The sequence below is a fragment of the Cognataquiflexum nitidum genome (genome assembly GCF_022538055.1).
GTDB lineage: Bacteria > Bacteroidota > Bacteroidia > Cytophagales > Cyclobacteriaceae > Cognataquiflexum > Cognataquiflexum nitidum.
Map to the genome: position 1 here is coordinate 52,922 of NZ_JAKZAM010000001.1, position 19,770 is coordinate 72,691.

20 protein-coding genes are annotated in these 19,770 nt (G+C 40.5%); 10 read left to right on the forward strand and 10 right to left on the reverse strand.

Annotated elements, in window-relative coordinates:
• Positions 1 to 152: 152 nt before the first annotated feature.
• From MMU07_RS00220 to MMU07_RS00230, 3 genes are all read left to right on the forward strand, one after another.
• On the forward strand, positions 153 to 1,484 hold the full coding sequence (locus MMU07_RS00220) for a hypothetical protein (RefSeq protein ID WP_241123811.1): 1,332 nt from the start codon (positions 153 to 155) through the stop codon (positions 1,482 to 1,484).
• A gap of 481 nt (positions 1,485 to 1,965) precedes the next feature.
• Positions 1,966 to 3,099, forward strand: coding sequence for a hypothetical protein (locus tag MMU07_RS00225; protein ID WP_241123812.1), 1,134 nt, complete (start codon positions 1,966 to 1,968; stop codon positions 3,097 to 3,099).
• 8 nt (positions 3,100 to 3,107) lie between these two features.
• Positions 3,108 to 4,127, forward strand: coding sequence for a TolB family protein (locus MMU07_RS00230; RefSeq protein ID WP_241123813.1), 1,020 nt, complete (start codon positions 3,108 to 3,110; stop codon positions 4,125 to 4,127).
• Positions 4,128 to 4,249: 122 nt separating this feature from the next.
• Here MMU07_RS00230 and murA read toward each other — a convergent pair whose 3' ends face one another.
• The 6 genes from murA to MMU07_RS00260 form a co-directional block, all read right to left on the reverse strand.
• Positions 4,250 to 5,554, reverse strand: coding sequence for a UDP-N-acetylglucosamine 1-carboxyvinyltransferase (murA, locus tag MMU07_RS00235; RefSeq protein ID WP_241123814.1), 1,305 nt, complete (start codon positions 5,552 to 5,554; stop codon positions 4,250 to 4,252).
• Positions 5,555 to 6,226, reverse strand: a complete 672-nt coding sequence (locus MMU07_RS00240; RefSeq protein ID WP_241123815.1) for a DUF4290 domain-containing protein — start codon at positions 6,224 to 6,226, stop codon at positions 5,555 to 5,557.
• Between the two features lie 56 nt (positions 6,227 to 6,282).
• Positions 6,283 to 8,535 (reverse strand): ATP-dependent helicase, encoded by a 2,253-nt coding sequence (locus MMU07_RS00245; protein ID WP_241123816.1) that lies wholly within the window; start codon positions 8,533 to 8,535, stop codon positions 6,283 to 6,285.
• Between the two features lie 261 nt (positions 8,536 to 8,796).
• A complete protein-coding gene (locus MMU07_RS00250; RefSeq protein ID WP_241123817.1) occupies positions 8,797 to 9,546 on the reverse strand; it encodes a hypothetical protein in 750 nt (249 codons plus the stop codon).
• 155 nt (positions 9,547 to 9,701) lie between these two features.
• On the reverse strand, positions 9,702 to 9,959 hold the full coding sequence (locus tag MMU07_RS00255) for a hypothetical protein (RefSeq protein ID WP_241123818.1): 258 nt from the start codon (positions 9,957 to 9,959) through the stop codon (positions 9,702 to 9,704).
• Positions 9,960 to 10,762: 803 nt separating this feature from the next.
• On the reverse strand, positions 10,763 to 11,596 hold the full coding sequence (locus tag MMU07_RS00260) for a lysophospholipid acyltransferase family protein (RefSeq protein ID WP_241123819.1): 834 nt from the start codon (positions 11,594 to 11,596) through the stop codon (positions 10,763 to 10,765).
• Positions 11,597 to 11,718: 122 nt separating this feature from the next.
• On the opposite strand from MMU07_RS00260, the gene MMU07_RS00265 reads away from it, so the two are divergent.
• The 4 genes from MMU07_RS00265 to nadD all read left to right on the forward strand — a co-directional run bounded on the left by MMU07_RS00265 (position 11,719) and on the right by nadD (position 13,808).
• Positions 11,719 to 12,312, forward strand: a complete 594-nt coding sequence (locus MMU07_RS00265) for a sigma-70 family RNA polymerase sigma factor (RefSeq protein ID WP_241123820.1) — start codon at positions 11,719 to 11,721, stop codon at positions 12,310 to 12,312.
• A gap of 64 nt (positions 12,313 to 12,376) precedes the next feature.
• Positions 12,377 to 12,649: an anti-sigma factor gene (locus MMU07_RS00270; RefSeq protein ID WP_241123821.1), complete on the forward strand. Its 273-nt coding sequence runs from the start codon at positions 12,377 to 12,379 to the stop codon at positions 12,647 to 12,649.
• Between the two features lie 6 nt (positions 12,650 to 12,655).
• On the forward strand, positions 12,656 to 13,228 hold the full coding sequence (gene gmk, locus MMU07_RS00275) for a guanylate kinase (RefSeq protein ID WP_241123822.1): 573 nt from the start codon (positions 12,656 to 12,658) through the stop codon (positions 13,226 to 13,228).
• A 13-nt stretch (positions 13,229 to 13,241) separates the two neighbouring features.
• Complete coding sequence (gene nadD, locus MMU07_RS00280) at positions 13,242 to 13,808, forward strand: nicotinate (nicotinamide) nucleotide adenylyltransferase (RefSeq protein WP_241123823.1); 567 nt, start codon at positions 13,242 to 13,244, stop codon at positions 13,806 to 13,808.
• Between the two features lie 32 nt (positions 13,809 to 13,840).
• On the opposite strand, the gene MMU07_RS00285 is transcribed toward nadD, so the two are convergent.
• Positions 13,841 to 14,452: an RNA polymerase sigma factor gene (locus MMU07_RS00285; RefSeq protein ID WP_241123824.1), complete on the reverse strand. Its 612-nt coding sequence runs from the start codon at positions 14,450 to 14,452 to the stop codon at positions 13,841 to 13,843.
• Positions 14,443 to 15,579, reverse strand: a complete 1,137-nt coding sequence (locus MMU07_RS00290; protein ID WP_241123825.1) for a glycosyltransferase — start codon at positions 15,577 to 15,579, stop codon at positions 14,443 to 14,445. Before MMU07_RS00290 ends, MMU07_RS00285 begins: the two co-directional genes overlap by 10 nt.
• Before the next feature lie 132 nt (positions 15,580 to 15,711).
• Between MMU07_RS00290 and tgt the strand changes: the two genes are divergently transcribed.
• Genes tgt through MMU07_RS00305 form a run of 3 tightly spaced genes read left to right on the forward strand, consistent with a single transcriptional unit; the run spans position 15,712 to position 18,837 of the window.
• A complete protein-coding gene (tgt, locus tag MMU07_RS00295; protein WP_241123826.1) occupies positions 15,712 to 16,842 on the forward strand; it encodes a tRNA guanosine(34) transglycosylase Tgt in 1,131 nt (376 codons plus the stop codon).
• Between the two features lie 2 nt (positions 16,843 to 16,844).
• Entirely contained in the window at positions 16,845 to 17,918 is a 1,074-nt protein-coding gene (locus MMU07_RS00300) for an LptF/LptG family permease (RefSeq protein ID WP_241123827.1), read from the forward strand.
• 1 nt (position 17,919) lies between these two features.
• Positions 17,920 to 18,837 (forward strand): DMT family transporter, encoded by a 918-nt coding sequence (locus MMU07_RS00305; protein WP_241123828.1) that lies wholly within the window; start codon positions 17,920 to 17,922, stop codon positions 18,835 to 18,837.
• Positions 18,838 to 19,085: 248 nt separating this feature from the next.
• Here MMU07_RS00305 and MMU07_RS00310 read toward each other — a convergent pair whose 3' ends face one another.
• Together MMU07_RS00310 and MMU07_RS00315 are read right to left on the reverse strand one after the other, a co-directional pair.
• Positions 19,086 to 19,418: a type II toxin-antitoxin system PemK/MazF family toxin gene (locus MMU07_RS00310; RefSeq protein WP_241123829.1), complete on the reverse strand. Its 333-nt coding sequence runs from the start codon at positions 19,416 to 19,418 to the stop codon at positions 19,086 to 19,088.
• Positions 19,405 to 19,647: a CopG family transcriptional regulator gene (locus MMU07_RS00315; RefSeq protein WP_241123830.1), complete on the reverse strand. Its 243-nt coding sequence runs from the start codon at positions 19,645 to 19,647 to the stop codon at positions 19,405 to 19,407. Before MMU07_RS00315 ends, MMU07_RS00310 begins: the two co-directional genes overlap by 14 nt.
• Positions 19,648 to 19,770: the final 123 nt, after the last annotated feature.

Consider the following 19,770-nt stretch of genomic DNA (forward strand, 5'->3'; position numbering starts at 1 on the left):
TATTGTTGGCTATTCACTTTTCAATCTTCATGCGAAGCAAAAAAAACAAGGACATTGAACAATTAGGATAAAAAGTTGGGTATTGTAAATTTTTGAACCTTAAAAATACCCAGAATAGGTTATTTTTTATTTCAGATTGATTTCCTAAAATTATGAGATTAATTAAACATGTTGTCATGAAGTTCATGAAAAATCTTTTATTTACGCTTCTGGCGTATACAGTATTTTCTTTTTCAACAGCAATAAGTGAAACAGACACAAATCAAATTAGACCTAAATCTAATTTTGGCGAACAGATGTTGAATCCAGACATGGATCTCAATTTAGAAAATGCTATGAACTTTGTTTCGACTGAATCAATTTTTACACATTTAGGTAAGAATATGTATATGATTCTTTTGGTCTTCGTTTGCATGGCAGCTTATTCCAATCTACCAAGTGAAGATTCACCTGAAGCGCCTGTACTTTGGAAACCGGCACGAAGCTTCGTAGAAGGTCTCACACATGCCAAAGAAATCAACGGAAAGCTTTATGCTGCATCTAAGACCAGAATATACAGTGATGCCACTATTTTTAAAGCAAATAAATATTATGACCTTAGTTATTTTTTACCGGTCGATTTCCTATACAGACTTCCTATCTCAGATCTACTCTTGGCCACCATCAACTCTGAAGAGCTTATTCTCATGCCCCATGGAAAACCGTTTGAAGAAGATGCTTTTGTGTTTAAAATGAAGGATATTGATCCTAGATTTATTGAATTCACCCAAGTAGTTTCTGGCGACCAAATAGGTATTGATACAAGAGGCAATTTGCTATTACCTTACAAATCATTAAATGTCGGAAAATCAAAATACAGCTCTAATTTCCTCTGGCTAAAGACGGGAGTCATTGACGGAAAAGTAGCAATATTTGAACAGAAACTGATTAAAGAAGAATTTTTCGATGATTGGTTAAGTATTTGGAGTCTGAAGGTTTTTGAAAATTTCATCAGGGTTACGATGGAAAATAAGACTATTGATTTCGATCTAACCGGCAGTATGGAACTGCGTTTTGAATCTTATACCAAATCCGTACAAGTAGGAAATAATATCATCACTTTTGCAAGTGAGGGATTTGAAACATTTCCGCTGATGGTTTATAGATCTGACTTTTCGGGTAAAAACCCAGAGCTGATAGGTAGCTACAACTCAAAGCAGATTTCCAGGGAAGACCGGAGACTTCTAGGAATTTTCTTTGATACTATTTCAAGTATACATGATAAAATTTTCCTATTTGGAGGGGAGTCGATTTTTCGGTTGTCCATAAATGATCAAACTATAAAACTTATCCCGCTCGATAATTTAGGTCTCATGGGTACTTCCATCACCTCTATCAACCTAATTGACAATTCAACGGTCTTCGTTACCAATAGCAATGTAACGAGTGGGAAGAACTGCGGCGGATACTACAAACCCCTTGAAAATTTTGACAATCAAAAGTAATCCTGATCTTGAGTAATGAAAGTTTGATCAGGAAAGTGTAAATTTTTACTGTGTTAGAATGCTTATAATTGCAAACAAAAAAATCAGACTGATAAACTCCGGTTATTTTTTATCTTTTTCATTCTATGGTCTTTGGAATGAAAATTATTTTGTATCTACGCAATGATGCCAATAGATTTGATATCTATTTAAATTCTGTGCTTTGGATTTAAATTCACGCTTCATCGGTCTTCCGACTTCGTTCCGAGCTATCGGAATTCCGTCCCAATTGTATAAGAATATAGGGTTACTGGCAAAGTAGCGGATAACCATAAAAATTATTAACCTTCCAACTTTTGACCTTTCAAGTTGAAATAAAAGTTGGGTATTGTAAATTTTTGAACCTTGAAAATACCCAGTATTGGTAATTTAAATTCTTAATAATAATAATAATCATTAGTTTTAATCGTTGTAGATTAAACCCAAGACTAGGATCCGTATTATGAAAAGTTCAGCTCGTTTTCCGATTCTTTTAATCTTCATTGGCATTGTTTGTTTTTTTTCCTGTGGCACATTTGAAACCCCGAAAGAAGAAGTGAATGTGTTTTGGAAACAGTCACTAAGCTTTCCGGAAGGACTTACACATGCCAAAGAAATCAACGGAAAGCTATATGCTGCGTCTAAAACCAGAATATACAGTGAGGCGGGCCTTTTTGGAATAAACAAATATTCTTATCTCAGTGCTTTTTTACCTGACAATTTCCTCTACCGGCTTCCCATCTCGGACCAACTCATGGCCACCATCAAATCCGATGAGCTTATCCTTATGCCCCTTGGAAAGCCTTTTGAAGAAGACGCCCTTGTCATTAAAATGAAGGATCTTGATCCGGGATTTAATGATTTCAAACAAATCGTTTCCGGGTATGGTGACCAGATAGGTATTGATCCAAAAGGCCATGTGCTGGTTCCTTATGGTGCACCAAAAAGTCCTGGAGTATCAAAATACACCCCTAATTTCCTTTGGCTCAAGACTGCTGTCGTTGACGGCAAAGTAGAGATATTGGAACAGAAACTGATCAAAGAGGAATTTTTCGATGGTTGGGTAAGTATTTATGGTTTCAAGGTATTTGAAAACTTCATGAGGGTCACGATCAGCAATAAGACTTTTGATTTTGATCACAGCGGAAATATGGAAGTGCGTTTTGAATCTTATACCAAATCCGTACAGGTAGGAAATGACATCATCACTTTTGTAGGAGATGGATGGGAAACATTCCCCTTGAAGGTTTACAAGTCTGACCTGTCGGGGAAAAATCCTGAGTTGATAGGTACATACAATTCCGGCCAAGTTTCCAATGAAGACAGAAGGCGAATTGGAATTTTTTTTGATAATATTTCAAGTATTAAGGACACCATTGTCCTTCTCGAAGGGGAATCGATTTTCCGTCTTTCTATGAATGATAAAACTATCAAATTGTTTCCCCTCGACAATGTAGGCCTTATAGGTACCAGTATCACCTCGATCAGTCTGCTTGATAATTCAACAGTCTTCGTTACCACAGGCTGCGAGGCTCTTGGGAATAACTGTAGTGGAGGATACTACAAGCCTCTTGATAAATTTTTAACTCAAAAATAACCTGCACTATGAAGTATAAAAGTTTAGTTTTGATAACAATAGTACTTTTTATGACAGCTGGATGCTTTCCAAAAATCAAATACAAAACCGGAAAATTCCCTGAGGAAGTTACTTCGTTTGATATATTGAACACCCAATATGATGAGATGAACAGTGATCTACATGTCATTGGAGGGAATTTTATAATGGTTTATTCTTCAAACTATTCAAGTTTCGGAAACCATTTTGACCTGATGGGTAAGATTATGGGATTTTCTTTTGATCAAGAAAACGGAAATTTAGGTTTTGGAGAAATGTACGATCCGGTAATTGATCATTCCAAAAAACTACGTGAGCAACTTTATCAAATCAACGACCCTTGTAACCAACGCGGGCCTTATTCTTTTCAGGAAAGCAACGGTAATTATGTCTTTCTGTACTCCTCCGACTGTGATGGACTGAGTAAAATAGCTATGAATACCCAAGGAATTACTTCTGCAAATTCCCGAAAAACCAATGAAAAATTGAGATTCATGGAAGAAGACAGCAATGAAATGTACCCAAGCCTTTATGGGAAGAATTTTAGGAAGACAATTGATCATGCGGAGGAAATGAATGGGAAACCCGAGAAATTGATTTTTACTTCGGACGCAGATGGTAAATTCGATATTTATGAGGTTGATATTCCTGAGGGAGTTGTTGTTTCCGATTTTATGCAAGACAAACAAAATTTTCAACCAAGAAAATTAACAATAAACAGTTCTTCCAATGACAATGCACCTGCTGTTTTTGGTGATATTTTGGTTTTTGCTTCCGACAGACCGGGGGGATTTGGAGGATATGACCTGTATTACTCACAATTCAAAAATAGTGCGTGGACTTCTCCGGTAAACTTTGGAGAAAGAATAAACTCTGCAAGCGATGAATTCAGACCGGTGGTTTATTTTGATCATGGAAGCTTTGAAAATCTACTGATGATTTTCTCCTCCAATCGTCCGGGAGGAAAAGGGGGATTTGATCTGTATTATGTGGGGATTCCTAAGAATTGACAAAACCAAAAAAACCTGAGTGATGAGCTCAGGTTTTTTAATCTATTTCTTATGATGGTTTTCAAAAAGCAACTTTCCAACCTTCCAACCTTCCAACCTTCAAATTTTTCAATCTTCCAATTTTACAATCTTTCAATCTCTGCCCCAAGCGCATTCAACCTCTTATCGATAAATTGATACCCGCGGTCGATCTGCTCGATATTGTCAATGATGGAAGTGCCTTCCGCAGAAAGTGCCGCGATCAATAACGAAACTCCAGCTCTGATATCAGGAGAAGTCATGCGGATGCCTCTAAGTGGGTATTTTCGATCCAACCCGATGACAGTAGCCCTGTGAGGATCACAAAGAATAATCTGTGCACCCATGTCTATCAACTTATCTACAAAGAAGAGACGGCTTTCGAACATCTTCTGATGGACCAAAACAGTTCCTTTTGCCTGTGTGGCCGTGACCAAAATGATACTGAGCAAATCAGGCGTGAATCCCGGCCAAATCGCATCTGCGACAGTCAGGATCGAACCGTCGATGAAGGTTTCGATTTCGTAATGCTTCTGTGCGGGGATAAAAATATCATCTCCACGGAATTCCATTTTGATCCCCAACCTTTTGAAAGTATCGGGAATGATACCCAATCGATGGATTTGGGCGTCCTTGATGGTGATTTCGGATTGGGTCATGGCAGCCAGGCCAATAAATGATCCGATCTCAATCATATCCGGAAGCATGGTATGTTCTGTTCCTTTGAGGGATTTGACTCCTTCGATATGCAAAAGGTTGGAACCCACACCGGTGATTTTTGCACCCATACGGTTGAGCATATCACAAAGCTGCTGCAGGTAAGGTTCGCAGGCAGCGTTGTATATGGTTGTTTTGCCTTCAGCCATTACTGCTGCCATGACGATGTTGGCTGTTCCGGTGACGGAAGCCTCATCCAAAAGCATGTAGGCACCTTTCAGGTTTTTGCCATCGATATGAAAAATCTCTCTTTTGCTGTCGTAGTGGAATTCGGCTCCGAGTTTTTGGAAACCGTAAAAATGGGTATCCATTCTCCTACGTCCGATTTTGTCACCTCCGGGCTTTGATAGTCTTCCATGTCCAAACCTTCCCAGAAGTGGGCCAAGGATCATCACAGAACCCCTGAGTGCAGATGCTTTCTTGAGGAAATCATCCGTATCGAGGTACTTCAGGTCAACATTATCCGCTTGAAAAGTATATGATTCGGCACCGATTTTTTCCACTTTGACACCCATGTCAGACAAAAGCTCAATGAGCTTGTTGACATCCCGGATGTCAGGGATTTTGTGGATGGTGATTTTTTCAGGGGAAAGGAGCACTGCGCAAAGGATCTGGAGTGCTTCGTTTTTTGCGCCTTGAGGGATGATTTCACCCTTGAGCTTCAGGCCGCCTTTTACTTTAAATGATGACATTTATCTACGCTTTTTATGGCCGCCATTGTTTCTTCTTCTTTCATTACCTCCGCTGAATTTCCTGCGGTTGGTATTGGTATTGGATTCCGGCTCGGAAGGTAATTTGAAATCTCTTCTAGTGTTGGTTTCAAAAAGTCCCATTTCTCTCACTTTCTCAAGGTCGATATGCAGTTTTCCTTTGGAAAGGGTTTTGATATCGTCTAGGATGATGCCGTCATCGAAATTCTCTCTGTTCCATGTCGAGTGAAAACTCCTCATCAGCTGACCGATATAAATGATCGCAGCTTCCTGCTCTTCATCGTCCTCGATTTCAACTGCTTTTTCGATCAGTTTTTCAATATTTCTTCCGTAATGTTTGAATTTGATTTCTCCTTTTGGATAACCGATCGGAGCAGGTTTTTTATAAAGTAATTCCCTTTGAGGACTTGGATAAGGTCCATCTACATCCAAAGCGAAATCAGACATGATGTGCAGGTCATCCCAAATCTTTTGGTCGTTTTCTGCCTTCATCGATGGGTTGAGCTGCTTGACCATTTCTACCAAAAGGTAGGCACTTTGGGTGCGCTTTTCCCTGTCTTCCATTTCGGAAATGTAAATGGAAAGTCGTTGGATGTTTTTTCCGTATTCTTTCAATATGACTGAATGCTTATCGGTAATTTCTTGATTGCTCATGTTGTCTCCCGTTGGTACGATTGTTAAAGTAAAAAAACTTTTTAAGGGGGATTGGTCTATTCGATGATTCGAAGCTTTGCAAAGCTAAGTAATAATGTCTTCTCTCCAAAATTATCGAATTGAATGCTTGCTTTTCTGTTGATTCCTTCAGTTTCGATTTTGTTTACCAAGCCAAAACCGAATTTTGGATGCTCCACTTTGGCGCCTGCCTGAAGGTTATTGGTATTGGAGGGTTTAAAATCAGGGCTTGGCGTATGGATTTTGGCCGTGGTCATCGGTCTTTGGCTTTGGTTTTTGATTCCAACAAAACCCGATTTTCCTTCACTTGACTCATTTCTCAGTGCTCCTGAAAGCGCAGATGTCATTCTTTTGTTGACCTTGATGCACATTGGATCGACCTCCTCGAGGAAGCGGCTCGGTTCACAATTCAACAACCGGCCAAAACGATATCGTGTCAAGGCATAAGTGAGGTACAATTTGTCCATTGCTCTGGTGGAGGCTACATAAAAGAGCCTTCTTTCTTCTTCCAGATCTTCCCTGCTCTGCATCATCATCTGCGAAGGGAAAAGGTCTTCTTCCATTCCCACGACAAAAACCTGCTTGAATTCCAATCCCTTGGAGGAGTGGATGGTCATCAAAGTGACAGCATCCGTGGTGTCTTTATTCCTGTCGTTGTCAGTCAGCAAGGCGATTTCCTGAAGGAAAGCGCCGAGACTTTTTTCTGGGTTTTCAGGATTGTCCACGTATTCTTTGATCGCATTGAGCAATTCCTGTACGTTTTCATAGCGGTTCAGCCCTTCTATTGTTTTGTCTTCATACAGATCCTTCAGCAATCCTGACTGCTTGGCGATGCTGGAGGCTGCCTCGAAAGCGTCTTTCCTCTCTACCTCGATCCCAAAACTTTTGATCATTGTGCAGAAATCATCCACGGAATTGGCTGCGCGGCCTCCTAGAAAACTGGCAGCGTTTTGGATCACATCCCAAAGTGGGATATCATGCTCATAGGCTGCGACCAGCATTTTTTCTACTGTTGTGTCGCCGATTCCTCTTTTGGGATAATTGATGATCCGCTTGAATGCTTCCTCATCTTCATGGTTGACCACAAATCGGAGGTAGGCCAAAAGGTCTTTGATTTCTTTCCTTTGGTAAAATGATAGTCCTCCCACAATTTTGTAGGTGATGTTCATTTTTCTCAAGGCCTCCTCAATAGACCTGGATTGGGAGTTGGTACGATAAAGCACAGCAAAGTCGCTGTTGTTGAGTTTTTTGTTGTTTTTCTCTTCGAAAATTGTGGTGGCCACCAATCTGCCTTCCTCATTATCCGAGCTGGCTTTGATCAGTTCGATCAGGTCACCTTCGTTATTTTGGGTCCAGATGTCTTTTTTCAGCTGGGCTTTATTTTTAGCAATGATGCTGTTGGCAGCCTGTACGATATTTTTGGTGGATCGGTAGTTTTGCTCGAGTTTGACGACAAACAGATCCGGATAGTCCTTTTCAAAATTCAGGATATTCTGAATGTCTGCACCGCGAAAGGCGTAGATACTCTGCGCATCGTCACCGACCACGCAGATGTTTTGGTGGACTGCTGCGAGTTTTTTGGTGATGAGGTATTGGGAGACGTTGGTATCCTGAAACTCATCCACCATTACATATTTAAAGCGCTGCTGGTATTTGTTGAGCACGTCTAGGTGATCTCTGAAAAGGACATTGGTATTGAAAAGCAAGTCATCAAAATCCATCGCTCCCGAGCGGAAGAGCCGCTTTTGGTAGTTTTTGTAGATTTCTCCCATGCGGGGTTTCATCGCCGCATCATCATCCGACTTGATAAATGGATCATTGAGGTAGGTTTCCCATGCGATCAGCCTGTTTTTGGCACCAGAAATTCTCGACAGAACCGTACTTGGTTTGTACACCTTGTCATCCAGCTTCATTTCCTTGACAATGGTCCTGATCAAGGACTTGCTGTCATCGGTGTCGTAAATGGTGAAGTTGGAAGGATAGCCGATTTTGTCAGCTTCTACCCGGAGGATTTTGGCAAAAGTGGAGTGGAAAGTGCCCATCCAGGTATTGCGGGCATCGAGTCCGATGAGTTTTTCGATGCGGAGTTTCATCTCCGCAGCGGCTTTATTGGTAAAAGTCAGGGAAAGGATATTGAAAGGGTCTACTCCTTTGGCATGGATCAGGTGGGCGATCCGGTAGGTGAGTACCCTTGTCTTTCCTGAACCGGCACCTGCGATGATCATCACGGGGCCATCTGTGTGTTCTACTGCGTCTCTTTGGGGGGGATTGAGTCCTTTTAAATAATCCATGCGTCAATTTAATCCAACAAGCCTCAAAGTTAAGGATTTTGGATGGGCAATGGAAATTAAGTTTTTTGGCAATTCTTTTAATTTCAGGTGGTCTTGGAGTGGGTAGTTTGGATTTTTGTAAGGTGTGATGATTAAGTTTATTAATATCAAAAAGAAGGCTTGACATAAAAATTGCTATCCTTATGTCAAGCCAAAAAGCACAATTCAAGTTTGCTTTATTTAATCAATTTGAATTCAATAAAGAATCACAAATAGATAGTTTCAGTACTTATCCATCCAAGGGTCTCCTTTTTTCCAGTTGGCCATTACCCCTATTTCAAGTTGAATTGAAAAATAAGGGAAATTATCGACCGGGCTATTGGATTCTATATCTGCAAAGAAAGACTCCCAAGCATATCCCGGACCAAATGGTACTCGGTATGCGATTTTCATCCGTAATGTACCGGGAGCTTCCTCCCAAAACTGAGATACGGCAACACCAAAGCCTGTCAAAAGTCCAGCGGAGAAATGCTGCATATTGACCGATGTACCCGGATTTTGTAACAGGCTACCGATGTCATTTTCTGAGGACTGCTTAGATGCAATCAAGTTGGTATCTGACATAGACAAGCCTACAATTGGAAAAAAGGTGAAGTATCCTTTTCTAAATAAATGATAATGCAAGAAAATATTCGCATTTAGAGGTCGTCGAAGTATTTCAGACCTAAACACTACATTGGTTGCGGTTTGACTTCCCACGGAAAAATCAAATCCCGGCTCAAATTTTTTGATTCGATAAGCTAATCCGATCCCGTAATTCAAACTTCCTCTGGGAATATGAGGATAACCGTTTTGGACCAATAGAGAACTCATATTGCTATGTGGAGAGGTCATAAAGGAAGGAAGTATAAGAGTTAGGGTCATTCCACGGTCAAAATCTTCAAGATTTGGAGGAGTAGCGGAGAAAATGGTTTGTGCCGAAACAGCTTGATTCAGCAAGACGGCTAATAGTATTAGGATTATATTTTTCATAATTCCTTAGAGCATATACGGTATTTTGATGTAAAGCGATTACTTAAGTTTTCGACTGATTCAGACTGAGAAAATTTGCGTTTTCCGATCAGAGAAAAAATCAAACAAAAAAGGCGGACCGCAATCCAATGAACCCTTTTTCCTACGTTCATATTCTAATACCTATCCATCCATCGGTCTCCTTTTTTCCAATTGGTCATTATTCCCATTTCAGCTTGGATAAAGAAATAAGGAAAATTGTCTACCGGGGAATTATTGAAGTTTGCAAAATTTGATTCCCAAGCTGAACCTCCATTAAAAGGAATCCTATAGGCAAATTTCATTCGTAAGATTCCGGTGGATTTCTTCCAATGCTCTGCAAAAGAAAACCCAAATCCCGTCAGAAGACCTCTTGAAAAGTGTTGGAGATTCATAGAAGACCCGGGATTTTGAAGCAGACTATTGATATCGTTTCCCGGAGATTGTTTAGATGTGATCAAATTTATATTCGAAAACGACAAACCTAAAAGTGGGAAAAAAGTAAAAGACCCCTCCCTGAATAAGTGATACTGCAAGAAAACATTAAGATTCAGTAGCCGTTTTAAAATTTCAGACTCCGTCGCCTCATTGGTTTCAATTTGATTTCCCATAGAAATATCGAATCCGGGCTCAAATTTTTTGATTCGGTAGGCCAATCCCATCCCATAATTCACGCTGCTTCTGGAAATTTGTGGGTAGCCGTTTTGCACCAGTACAGAATTCAAATTGCTATGCGGTGAGGTCATATATGAGGGAAACATTATTGTTAGAGTCACCCCACGGTCAAAATCTGAAACATTTAGAGGTGAAGGTGATGATTCACTCTGAGCACTTGCACAAATTGAAATTAACAAAACGATTATTGTAAGTGATACATTTTTCATATTACCATACTGCTTTTTTCTGCATTTTATGACTCTTTCTCAACTGCAGCTTATGCTTGAAAAAACAATAATATTTTTGATGTTTTCATGATTTCTAAAGCAAAGGGTTGAACAATTGAAAAGCTAAAACCCTAATGTAATAAACAGGTAGTATTTTTGAAAAGTGTTAAACTAAATAATAAATTAATTTTTTTATGCTAATGATAAAAAGTTTTTATGTTTATCTAAGCCACTGTTGTGATTATTGAAAAAGCAGAAGAAGCAATCTCCCGATCTTCCTTTCGAGGATTTTGGATGGGCAATGGAAATTAAGTTTACTTCCACCTGTTGTGGCTCCAGAGATAAATTTCGGGCTGTTCGCGGATTCCTTTTTCGGTAAGGCGGATAAATTCATCAGTGATGCTGTGGGCAGCGGCCCCGGTATATGGAGGTTCACATACCAATTGATAGGAAATGGTGTATTTCCCTCTTTTAGGCCTTTTCAGATTGACAAAGAATACTGCATAGCCATATCTTTTGGCGAGTTTTTCAGGGCCTTCAAAAAAAGCCGTTTCCCTGTTCATAAAAGAGGCGCTGTACCGGATTTCGGCATTTCCGGGTCTTTGGTCAGCCGCTAGGCCAATAATCCTCGGTACATTTCTTTTCTCTAGGAAATTTCTGCTGAAACTTGACTTTTCTACAAGAGTACCTCCAAATCTTCCCCTGATGGCCATCATCAAGCTATTGAAAGTATTATTGGAAAGCTTGGAATAGGTAGTCTCTAACCTTGGGTCCACCAAGGCATTGAATCCCAATACAAAAGCTTCCCAATTAATAAAATGTCCGCTCACCATGATGACTGTTTCGCCTTTATCAACTCTACTTGATAAAATTTGTCCACCATTGATTTCAAGCATGCCCGCAAGGTCTTCTTTGCTAATGGTGTAGAACTTCAATGTTTCGGCAAATGAATCAGTCAAAGTCCTGAAAAATTTTTTGGCTATGGTTTTTCTTTCTGCTTCCGATTTTTCCGGGAATGAATGTGCGAGGTTATCAAAGATGACTTTTTGTCTGTATTTCAAAAGATGGTATCCTATTAGATACAGAATATCGGTAAAGATATACAATACCCAAAGGGGTAAAAGAGATATCAGTTTGAATAGATGCATGCTTTAAAATCTGAAATTAAGATTTCTGCTTCATTTTTTGCAAAGCTCAAAATAAGCCAAAAGCATGGACTTTATTCAAAAATATTAGTGATAAATTCTTCCAATGCTTACTTTTGAATCTTATGTCTGAAGTTCAGAGAAAAAAATATTCCGAACAGGAAAAGAGTAAAATCTTCGATCAGGAGTTTATGCCAAACATAGATTCCATGTACAATTTTGCCTACAGGCTGACATTTGACGAGGATGATGCCAAAGATTTGGTACAAGATACTTACCTCAAAGCATTTAGATTTATCAACTCTTTTGAGCAGGGAACCAATGCCAAAGCCTGGCTGTTTCGGATTCTGAAAAATTCCTTTATCAACGATTACCGAAAGAAGAGCAAGCAACCTGCAAAAATTGATTATCAGGAAGTTGAAACTTATTACAACTCGGATGATGTTGACTATGCGAGTACTACGGACTTGAGGGTAGATGCTGTCAAGGACATGCTGGGCGACGAAATATCCAACGCGCTCAACAGTCTGGCTGTAGATTTCAGGACGGTGATCATCCTGTGCGATCTTGAAGGGTTCACCTACGAAGAGATGGCAAAAATACTAGATATACCGATCGGAACAGTCCGGTCAAGATTACACCGGGCTAGGAACTTATTGAAAGACAAATTGCGTTCCTATGCATCGACAATGGGATATAGCACCGACGAGGAGGAGTAATCCCGAATCGATAAACCCTTCACCAAGGAAAAATAATTAATTCAGTTTATCAAGTAAGATTAAAATGGACGATAATTCTACACCCTCCGGAGATAGGAAGCTCTCGTGTTCGGATGTCAGTAAGTGCTTCCAGCTTTTGGAGAGCATTTTAGACGGGGAGAACATGCCCAATTCCCAGGAAATACTCAATGAAAAATTGGCCAAATGTGAACCCTGTTTCAAGCATTTTCATCTGGAACAAGCAATCCGTGATGTACTCAAAACAAAATGTACAAAGCAGTCCGTCCCAAGTGAACTTGAGGCTAGTATCAGAGAGATTATTCAGGAAAAAAAATAACCCGCCATGTCCTCAGGAAAAGCAATCATTTTTTCAGCCCCATCAGGTTCGGGCAAAACCACCATTGTCAGACATCTTTTGAGCAAGTTTCCCAATTTGGGCTTTTCCATATCCGCTTCGACCCGCGACAAAAGAGGTAGAACCGAGGAAAACGGAAAAGACTATTACTTTTTGACCCCCGAAGATTTCAAAAACAAAATTGACACCAATGAATTTATCGAGTGGGAAGAAGTCTATGAGGGCAATTTCTACGGAACACTTAAAGAGGAAATCCAAAGGCTTTGGGACGAAGGCAAGCATGTGATTTTTGATGTCGATGTCAAAGGGGGGATCAACCTTAAAAAGTATTTTGGGGATAAAGCTTTGGCGATTTTTGTCAAAGTCCCTTCGTTGGAAGTATTGCACGAAAGACTCAAAGACCGTGGAACAGAATCCGAAGAAAGCCTTTCAAGGAGGTTGTATAAAGCAAAATTTGAATCTACCTTTCAGGATAAATTCGATGTCATTATCTTAAATGACGAAAAGGAAAAATCCTTTGCTGAGGCGGAGAAGCTTGTAGGGGATTTTCTAGCCAAATAATCATACAGGTATTTTGAAAATAGGATTGTTTTTTGGATCTTTTAATCCTGTTCACGTCGGCCACTTGATCATCGCCAATGTGGTGCAGGACAGGACTGATCTCGACGAAATTTGGTTTATCGTCAGTCCACAGAATCCCTTCAAGAAGCAAAAGTCATTGTTACATGAATTTGATCGGCTTAAAATGGTAGAGCTCGCCATTGCCGATCATTTTTATTTTAGGGTCTCCGATGTGGAGTTTCACATGCCAAGGCCAAGCTACACTATCGATACACTCACTTACCTTTCAGAAAAGCATCCCAATCATCAATTTAGATTGATATTGGGCGGGGACAATCTGAAACACTTCCATAAATGGAAAAATTTTGAAGTGATCTTGGAGCAATATGGAGTGTATGTTTATCCAAGACCTGGAGAGCAACCGGATCTAAAGCATCCAAATATCAGTTTTGTGGAGGCACCGCTGATGGATATTTCTGCGACTTTTATCCGTGACTCTATCAGAAAAGGACATTCGGTAAGATACCTGATTCCTCAATCCGTGGAGGATTATGTCAAGGATAAGAAGTTGTTTTTGTGATTCGAAGCCTTTATTTCCAAAAAGGCCTTGTTTTAAATATGATCTTCTTTTCCCGAGGCAATCTCATACAATAGCTCTCTTGACCGGTGAAGTTGCGCTTTTACTGTTCCAAGAGGTTTGTCCAGTTCTTGTGCGATTTCTTCATAGGACAATTCATCGAAATAGCGCAGTTCTACCAATTTTCGGTATTTGGCGGGAAGTTTGTCTACAAAAATCCTGACCATCTCGATCCTTTGTGATCTGATAAATTCATCTTGGGGATTGTTGTCATCATCCTCCACGTCAATTGTCACAGAATTACCCCCATCATCAGTCATGCTAGTATTTAGACTCATGGTTTTGAGTTTCTTCTTTCTGATAAAATCAATCGTATTATTGGTAGCTATTCGGAATAGCCAGGTACTGAAAGTATAGTCTTTTTTGAATTTATGGAGGTTTTTGAAAGCTTTGGCAAAAGCTTCCATGGTCAGGTCTTCGGCATCGTCTGTGTCCCTGATCATTTTGAGAATCATGAAATAAACGGCCTTTTTATACCGCTTCATTAGCATGGCATAGGCTTGCTGGTCCAACCCGAGGACAGCTTTGTCTATGAGTTCGAAGTCCTCTAATGCCTTGCTTGAAAATCCTCTTTCGTTTATTTCCATTTAACTTTTTTTGATAGGTACCCCAATGAACCCAGAATCCAAAAATAACCTATATACATGACATCGAAAATGAGCGACCAAAAAACCTTGATGTTACCTTCGAGTTTTTTTCTGGAGGCTCGGAATATCGAGGTGACTAATATAGACCGGACAACCATTATACCCATAATAACCAAAATTTGTTCCCAATTTTGATGAAATACAGAAAATATAAGTAATGCCAAGCTTGTGACCCAATATAGAAAATGGGAAAATGCATACCATCCCACTTTTTGTTTGTTGCTCGTGCTGTAGTATTTGCCTGCATGGAAATGTCTTTTCTTTTGGATGAAGTATTCTTCCCAAGTTGATTTGGGCACAGAATACGTCATACTGTCAGGGTCGACGACGACTGCCACATTGGAGCTGTCGGCGTGGAGATTTACAAACAAGTCATCATCGCCACATTCAATATGCCATAGTCCTTTGAATGCTTTTTTGGACATAAAGAAACTCCTTCTATAACAGAGATTACGGCCAACACCCATGAAGGGGGATTTCCATATCGCAAAAGAAAAATATTGGATGGCAGTCCAGATGGTTTCGAGTTGGATCCATTTGTTAAGGAAGCCATTCTTTGACTCATATTGGGAAAAACCCAAGGCAAAATCCTTTCCCTTTACACGAACAGGAGCCGTCATTAATTCTATCCATTTGTCTGTTTTGGGTCTACAGTCTGCATCCGTCAAAAGCAGGACGTCGTTTTTGGCCACTTTGATACCCAGGGTAAGGGCATATTTTTTTGAAGTGACGTGGCTTGGGGTGTAGGTGACGGTGACTGTCCGTAGTCTAGGATAGATAGCCATGAGCTGCTCGAGTACTTTTTTTGTCCCATCATAGGATCGGTCGTTGATTACCATTATATCAAAGTTGGGGTAATCCTGTTGGAAGAGCAGTGGGATGATCTTTTTTAGGTTTGTCCTCTCATTATGTGCGGCGATAACCACAGTCACCGGTTCTTTCTCGGAGGAAGACATTTCGGTTTTCTTTTTATAAAAAAAAGCGAATCGACCGAATAATATCAGCAGGTAAAATAATTGAATGGCAAGGCTGACAAAAAAAACGATCCACAAAATTTGTATAAACATCCGCTTGTTATTGTGGGGCAAATATAAAATCAAATTGAGCATTCATTTAAGAATAAGCTTATATTTTTGTGATTCAAAAATTGAAGCGGCAGCTCCGGTACAGGTTTAAGGCCGTAAGCGAATTCACAAAGAATGAAGTTTAAATTAGAAGCTACCGACTCTGAAAGCAAAGCGAGGGCGGGATTACTCAAAACAGACCATGGGGATATCGAAACCCCGATTTTTATGCCTGTCGGTACGGCGGGTTCGGTCAAGGCTGTGCATCAGCGGGAACTTATGGACGATATCAAGGCACAGATAATCCTGGGTAATACCTATCACCTGTACCTAAGACCGGGATTGGATATCCTCCAAAAAGCCGGTGGACTCCATAAATTCAACGGATGGAACAAACCGATCTTGACGGATTCCGGGGGATATCAGGTTTTCTCCTTGGCGGCCAATAGGAAGCTGACCGAAGAAGGAGCCATCTTCAAGTCACATATTGACGGTTCCAAACATACCTTTACACCCGAAGGAGTGATGGATATTCAGCGGATCATCGGGGCGGATATCATCATGGCTTTTGACGAATGTCCACCATATCCATGCGATTACACGTATGCCCGCAAGTCTATGGACCTGACCCACCGTTGGCTCCAAAGATGCATGGAGAGGTTTGACAGCACAGAGGGGATATATGGCTATAGTCAGACGCTTTTCCCGATTATCCAGGGCAGTGTTTTCAAAGATTTGAGAAAACAATCGGCGGAATTTGTCGCTTCCTGCGAAAGGGAAGGCAATGCCATTGGAGGACTTTCGGTAGGAGAGCCTGTGGAAATGATGTACGAAATGACCGATATGGTCACGGATATTCTCCCAAAAGACAAACCGAGATACCTGATGGGAGTAGGCACACCTGCCAATATCCTCGAAGGAATCGCTTTGGGCATTGACATGTTTGACTGTGTAATGCCCACCCGCAATGCAAGAAACGGCATGCTCTTTACCTCGGAAGGAATCATCAATATCAAAAATGAAAGGTGGAAAGACGATTTCAGTCCGATCGATCCAAATATCAATTCTTACGTAAGTACATTCTATTCCAAAGCCTATCTTAGACACTTGGTAATCGGCAAGGAAATTCTTGCTGCTCAGATTGCAAGCATTCATAATCTGGCTTTTTACCTTTGGCTTGTAGGACAGGCAAGGGAAAAAATCAAGTCAGGTGGATTTTTGGCTTGGAAAAATGAGATGGTAGAAAAAGTAAGCAGAAGGTTATAAACATGAAAATTCTCGACAAGCTCATCATCAAAGATTTTCTCAAAACCTACTTCTTCGTGGTTTTGATGCTGATCATGATTGTATTGGTGTTGGACTTCACCGAGAAAAACGATGCATTTATCCGTAATAAAGTCCCCGCTAAAGACATTCTGAGATATTTGGGCAACTATGGGCTTTACCTCAATAACCTCCTTACTCCGATCACTGTTTTTATTTCTGTCATTTTCATTACTTCCAAAATGGCCGGACGAACAGAGATCATCGCCATTTTGAGCAGCGGGACGAGCTTTGTAAGGATGCTTTTCCCTTTTCTATTTTCAGCTTCCATGATCGGGATTGTGAGTTTCCTTATGAATGGATGGATACTTCCCGGAGCGACTGCCGGGGTGACAGAATTCAAATCAAGATGGTTAGAGGATGATAAGTTTTTTACCCAACAAAATATCCATATCAAGGTAGCTCCGGATGTCTACGCCTATATTTCCCGCTATTATACTTCAGGCAACACCGGATATAATTTTACTCTGGAAGAAATCCGGGAGGGAAAATTGATCGCCAAGTTGTCTGCAGACCGGATTGTGTGGGATACGGCAATCAATTCTTGGTCGGCCAAAAACTGGAGGATGAGGGTGCTGCATGAAGGAGGAGAGCACTATACTGTAGGAGAGTCTTTAGATACCCTTCTGTCTATCACCCCAAATGACTTTGACCTTCCGGTCAACCACCACGAAACACTAAAACTTCCTGCGCTCAGCAGGCAAATCAAGGTACTCGAAGAAAGGGGAGCGGACAACGTAAATTTTTATAAAATTGAAAAATACGTCCGCTTTATGTCACCTTTTGCGGCGGTTATTCTGACTTTTATCGGTGTGATAGTTTCCTCCAAAAAGACCCGTGGAGGATCTGGTTTTCAGATAGCATTGGGATTCATGTTGGCCTTTGTGTACATCATTCTCTTTTTGCTTTCAAGGACTTTTGCAGAGGCAGGGACAACTTATCCGATTCTAGCAGTATGGATCCCAAATATCGTTTTTGCGGCAACAGGATTGGTTTTGTATAAAACTGTACCAAGGTAATATGTCAGAAAATGCCTCTGTGAAGGATTACTTCATGCTCCATTTTATCGTGGCAATCTGGAGCATTACTGCCATTCTCGGGATATTGATCAGTATCGCTTCCATTGAATTGGTGTTTTACCGGACGCTGATTGCTTCAGCCATGTTGGGACTTATTTTCCTTTGGAAAAAAACCTCCATTAGGGTCTCCAGATCCGAGCTGTTCAAAATCATCGGCACAGGCTTCCTCATTTCTATCCATTGGATTCTGTTTTTCTGGGCGGCGAGGGTTTCTACAGCTTCTGTTTGCTTGGCAGGGATGGCGACGACCTCCCTTTGGACGGCATTTCTCGAGCCTATCATCAACAAGAAAAAGATCAAAGGATTTGAAGTTTTTTTGGGACTGCTGGTGATATCGGGGATTTATGTGATTTTCAGATTTGAGTGGGGATATTGGTTGGGATTGTCGATGGCGATCGGTGCGGCGCTGATGGGGGCATTGTTTTCGGTTATCAACGGAAGGCTTACAAAAAGGCACAGTCCTTATGTCCTCACATTCTATGAGATGTTTGGCGCCTGTGTTTTTGCATTCATGATGCTTCCGGTATATGCTTTTTTCTTTGCCGAAAATGGGCTTCAGCTCATCCCTGCACCGATGGATTGGTTGTGGTTGTTGATTTTGAGTGGAATCTGTACGGTTTATGCCTTTTCTGTTTCGGTAGAACTGATGCGGAGGATTACAGCCTTTGCAGTCAACCTGACTGTCAACCTTGAACCTGTCTATGGGATAATGCTGGCGGTGTTGATTTTGGGAGAAAGGGAAAAAATGACCGGAGGGTTTTATCTGGGGACTTTGATTATTCTGATTTCGGTGCTGATCTATCCTATATATAATTACATTCTAAAAAGGAGAATGGCCAAGAGAATGTTGGGATCTTAGCTCAAAACGGGGAGATTTTCCCAAGGTCGTCGTGCTTTTTAAGTACAAATTCCTGACTTTAAGGGAATGTAATCCTTTGAAGTTATAACTTTACGGGAATATAATCCTTTAAAGTTAATAGCTTGAATTTGAGCCTTCACCAAGTCAGAATCCTCGCTGGCTTTCTTGCATTTATGGGGTTTTTCTAGTTTGAAAGTGGAGTCAAGCCAAGGGCAAAAGAAATTCCAAATGAGTAGTGAGAATAGAGCTCAAAAAGTGGTAATCTCTTTCAAAGTAGTCAATGCCAATTTCAATTCTTCGTCTGTGATATTTCCGATTTTTTGAATCAGTCTTTGTTTTGAAATTGATCGGATGTGGAAAACCAACATTTCAGAAACATCCTTCAGCCCGTTTTCAGGATTTGGGGAAATGATGGGGTTGCCGGTATAGTTTTTGATTTTTGTTGTAAGGGGCATTGCGATTACTATTTGCAGGTATTTGTTCAGCAAATTGCCACTGATAATCACCACCGGTGGAAAGCCGGCTTGTTCGCTTCCCTGTACTGGGTCAAGACTCGCGTACCAAATCTCACCTTGCTTCATCAGGCAGTTGTTTGAGGTAATCAGCCATTCCCTCTTCAGCGAGGCTGATCATTTCTTCATCTTCCGATGAAGTCTTATAGGATTTGACATATTCAGCCCTTCGAAGATGTTCAAGATAAATTCTGAGTGCATTTTCGATCAGCTTGTTTTTGGGCAAGGCGAGTTTTTTTGCTTGGTCAGAAAGCATTTCAAGCAAGTCGTCAGGCAGTGAACTTGTAAATGTTGACATGATGTTTTCAATTGGTATTCAAAAATGGTATTTATAAAATATAAATACGAATCCTATTTAAAATTAACCTTCAAACAAAATTCTGTATCCCATTGTTTATTATTAATTCTATGTCACAAATTA

Bases quoted from the DNA above. Each gene is read 5' to 3' on its own strand.
- MMU07_RS00300 (WP_241123827.1), top strand. From the start codon at position 16,845: ATGAAAATTCTCGACAAGCTCATCATCAAAGATTTTCTCAAAACCTAC.
- MMU07_RS00245 (WP_241123816.1), bottom strand. From the start codon at position 8,535: ATGGATTATTTAAAAGGACTCAATCCCCCCCAAAGAGACGCAGTAGAA.
- MMU07_RS00290 (WP_241123825.1), bottom strand. From the start codon at position 15,579: ATGTTTATACAAATTTTGTGGATCGTTTTTTTTGTCAGCCTTGCCATT.
- MMU07_RS00265 (WP_241123820.1), top strand. From the start codon at position 11,719: ATGTCTGAAGTTCAGAGAAAAAAATATTCCGAACAGGAAAAGAGTAAA.
- MMU07_RS00255 (WP_241123818.1), bottom strand. From the start codon at position 9,959: ATGAATCTCCAACACTTTTCAAGAGGTCTTCTGACGGGATTTGGGTTT.
- MMU07_RS00270 (WP_241123821.1), top strand. From the start codon at position 12,377: ATGGACGATAATTCTACACCCTCCGGAGATAGGAAGCTCTCGTGTTCG.
- MMU07_RS00305 (WP_241123828.1), top strand. From the start codon at position 17,920: ATGTCAGAAAATGCCTCTGTGAAGGATTACTTCATGCTCCATTTTATC.
- MMU07_RS00240 (WP_241123815.1), bottom strand. From the start codon at position 6,226: ATGAGCAATCAAGAAATTACCGATAAGCATTCAGTCATATTGAAAGAA.
- MMU07_RS00260 (WP_241123819.1), bottom strand. From the start codon at position 11,596: ATGCATCTATTCAAACTGATATCTCTTTTACCCCTTTGGGTATTGTAT.
- MMU07_RS00285 (WP_241123824.1), bottom strand. From the start codon at position 14,452: ATGGAAATAAACGAAAGAGGATTTTCAAGCAAGGCATTAGAGGACTTC.
- MMU07_RS00250 (WP_241123817.1), bottom strand. From the start codon at position 9,546: ATGAAAAATATAATCCTAATACTATTAGCCGTCTTGCTGAATCAAGCT.
- tgt (WP_241123826.1), top strand. From the start codon at position 15,712: ATGAAGTTTAAATTAGAAGCTACCGACTCTGAAAGCAAAGCGAGGGCG.
- gmk (WP_241123822.1), top strand. From the start codon at position 12,656: ATGTCCTCAGGAAAAGCAATCATTTTTTCAGCCCCATCAGGTTCGGGC.
- murA (WP_241123814.1), bottom strand. From the start codon at position 5,554: ATGTCATCATTTAAAGTAAAAGGCGGCCTGAAGCTCAAGGGTGAAATC.
- MMU07_RS00220 (WP_241123811.1), top strand. From the start codon at position 153: ATGAGATTAATTAAACATGTTGTCATGAAGTTCATGAAAAATCTTTTA.
- MMU07_RS00310 (WP_241123829.1), bottom strand. From the start codon at position 19,418: ATGAAGCAAGGTGAGATTTGGTACGCGAGTCTTGACCCAGTACAGGGA.
- MMU07_RS00315 (WP_241123830.1), bottom strand. From the start codon at position 19,647: ATGTCAACATTTACAAGTTCACTGCCTGACGACTTGCTTGAAATGCTT.
- MMU07_RS00230 (WP_241123813.1), top strand. From the start codon at position 3,108: ATGAAGTATAAAAGTTTAGTTTTGATAACAATAGTACTTTTTATGACA.
- MMU07_RS00225 (WP_241123812.1), top strand. From the start codon at position 1,966: ATGAAAAGTTCAGCTCGTTTTCCGATTCTTTTAATCTTCATTGGCATT.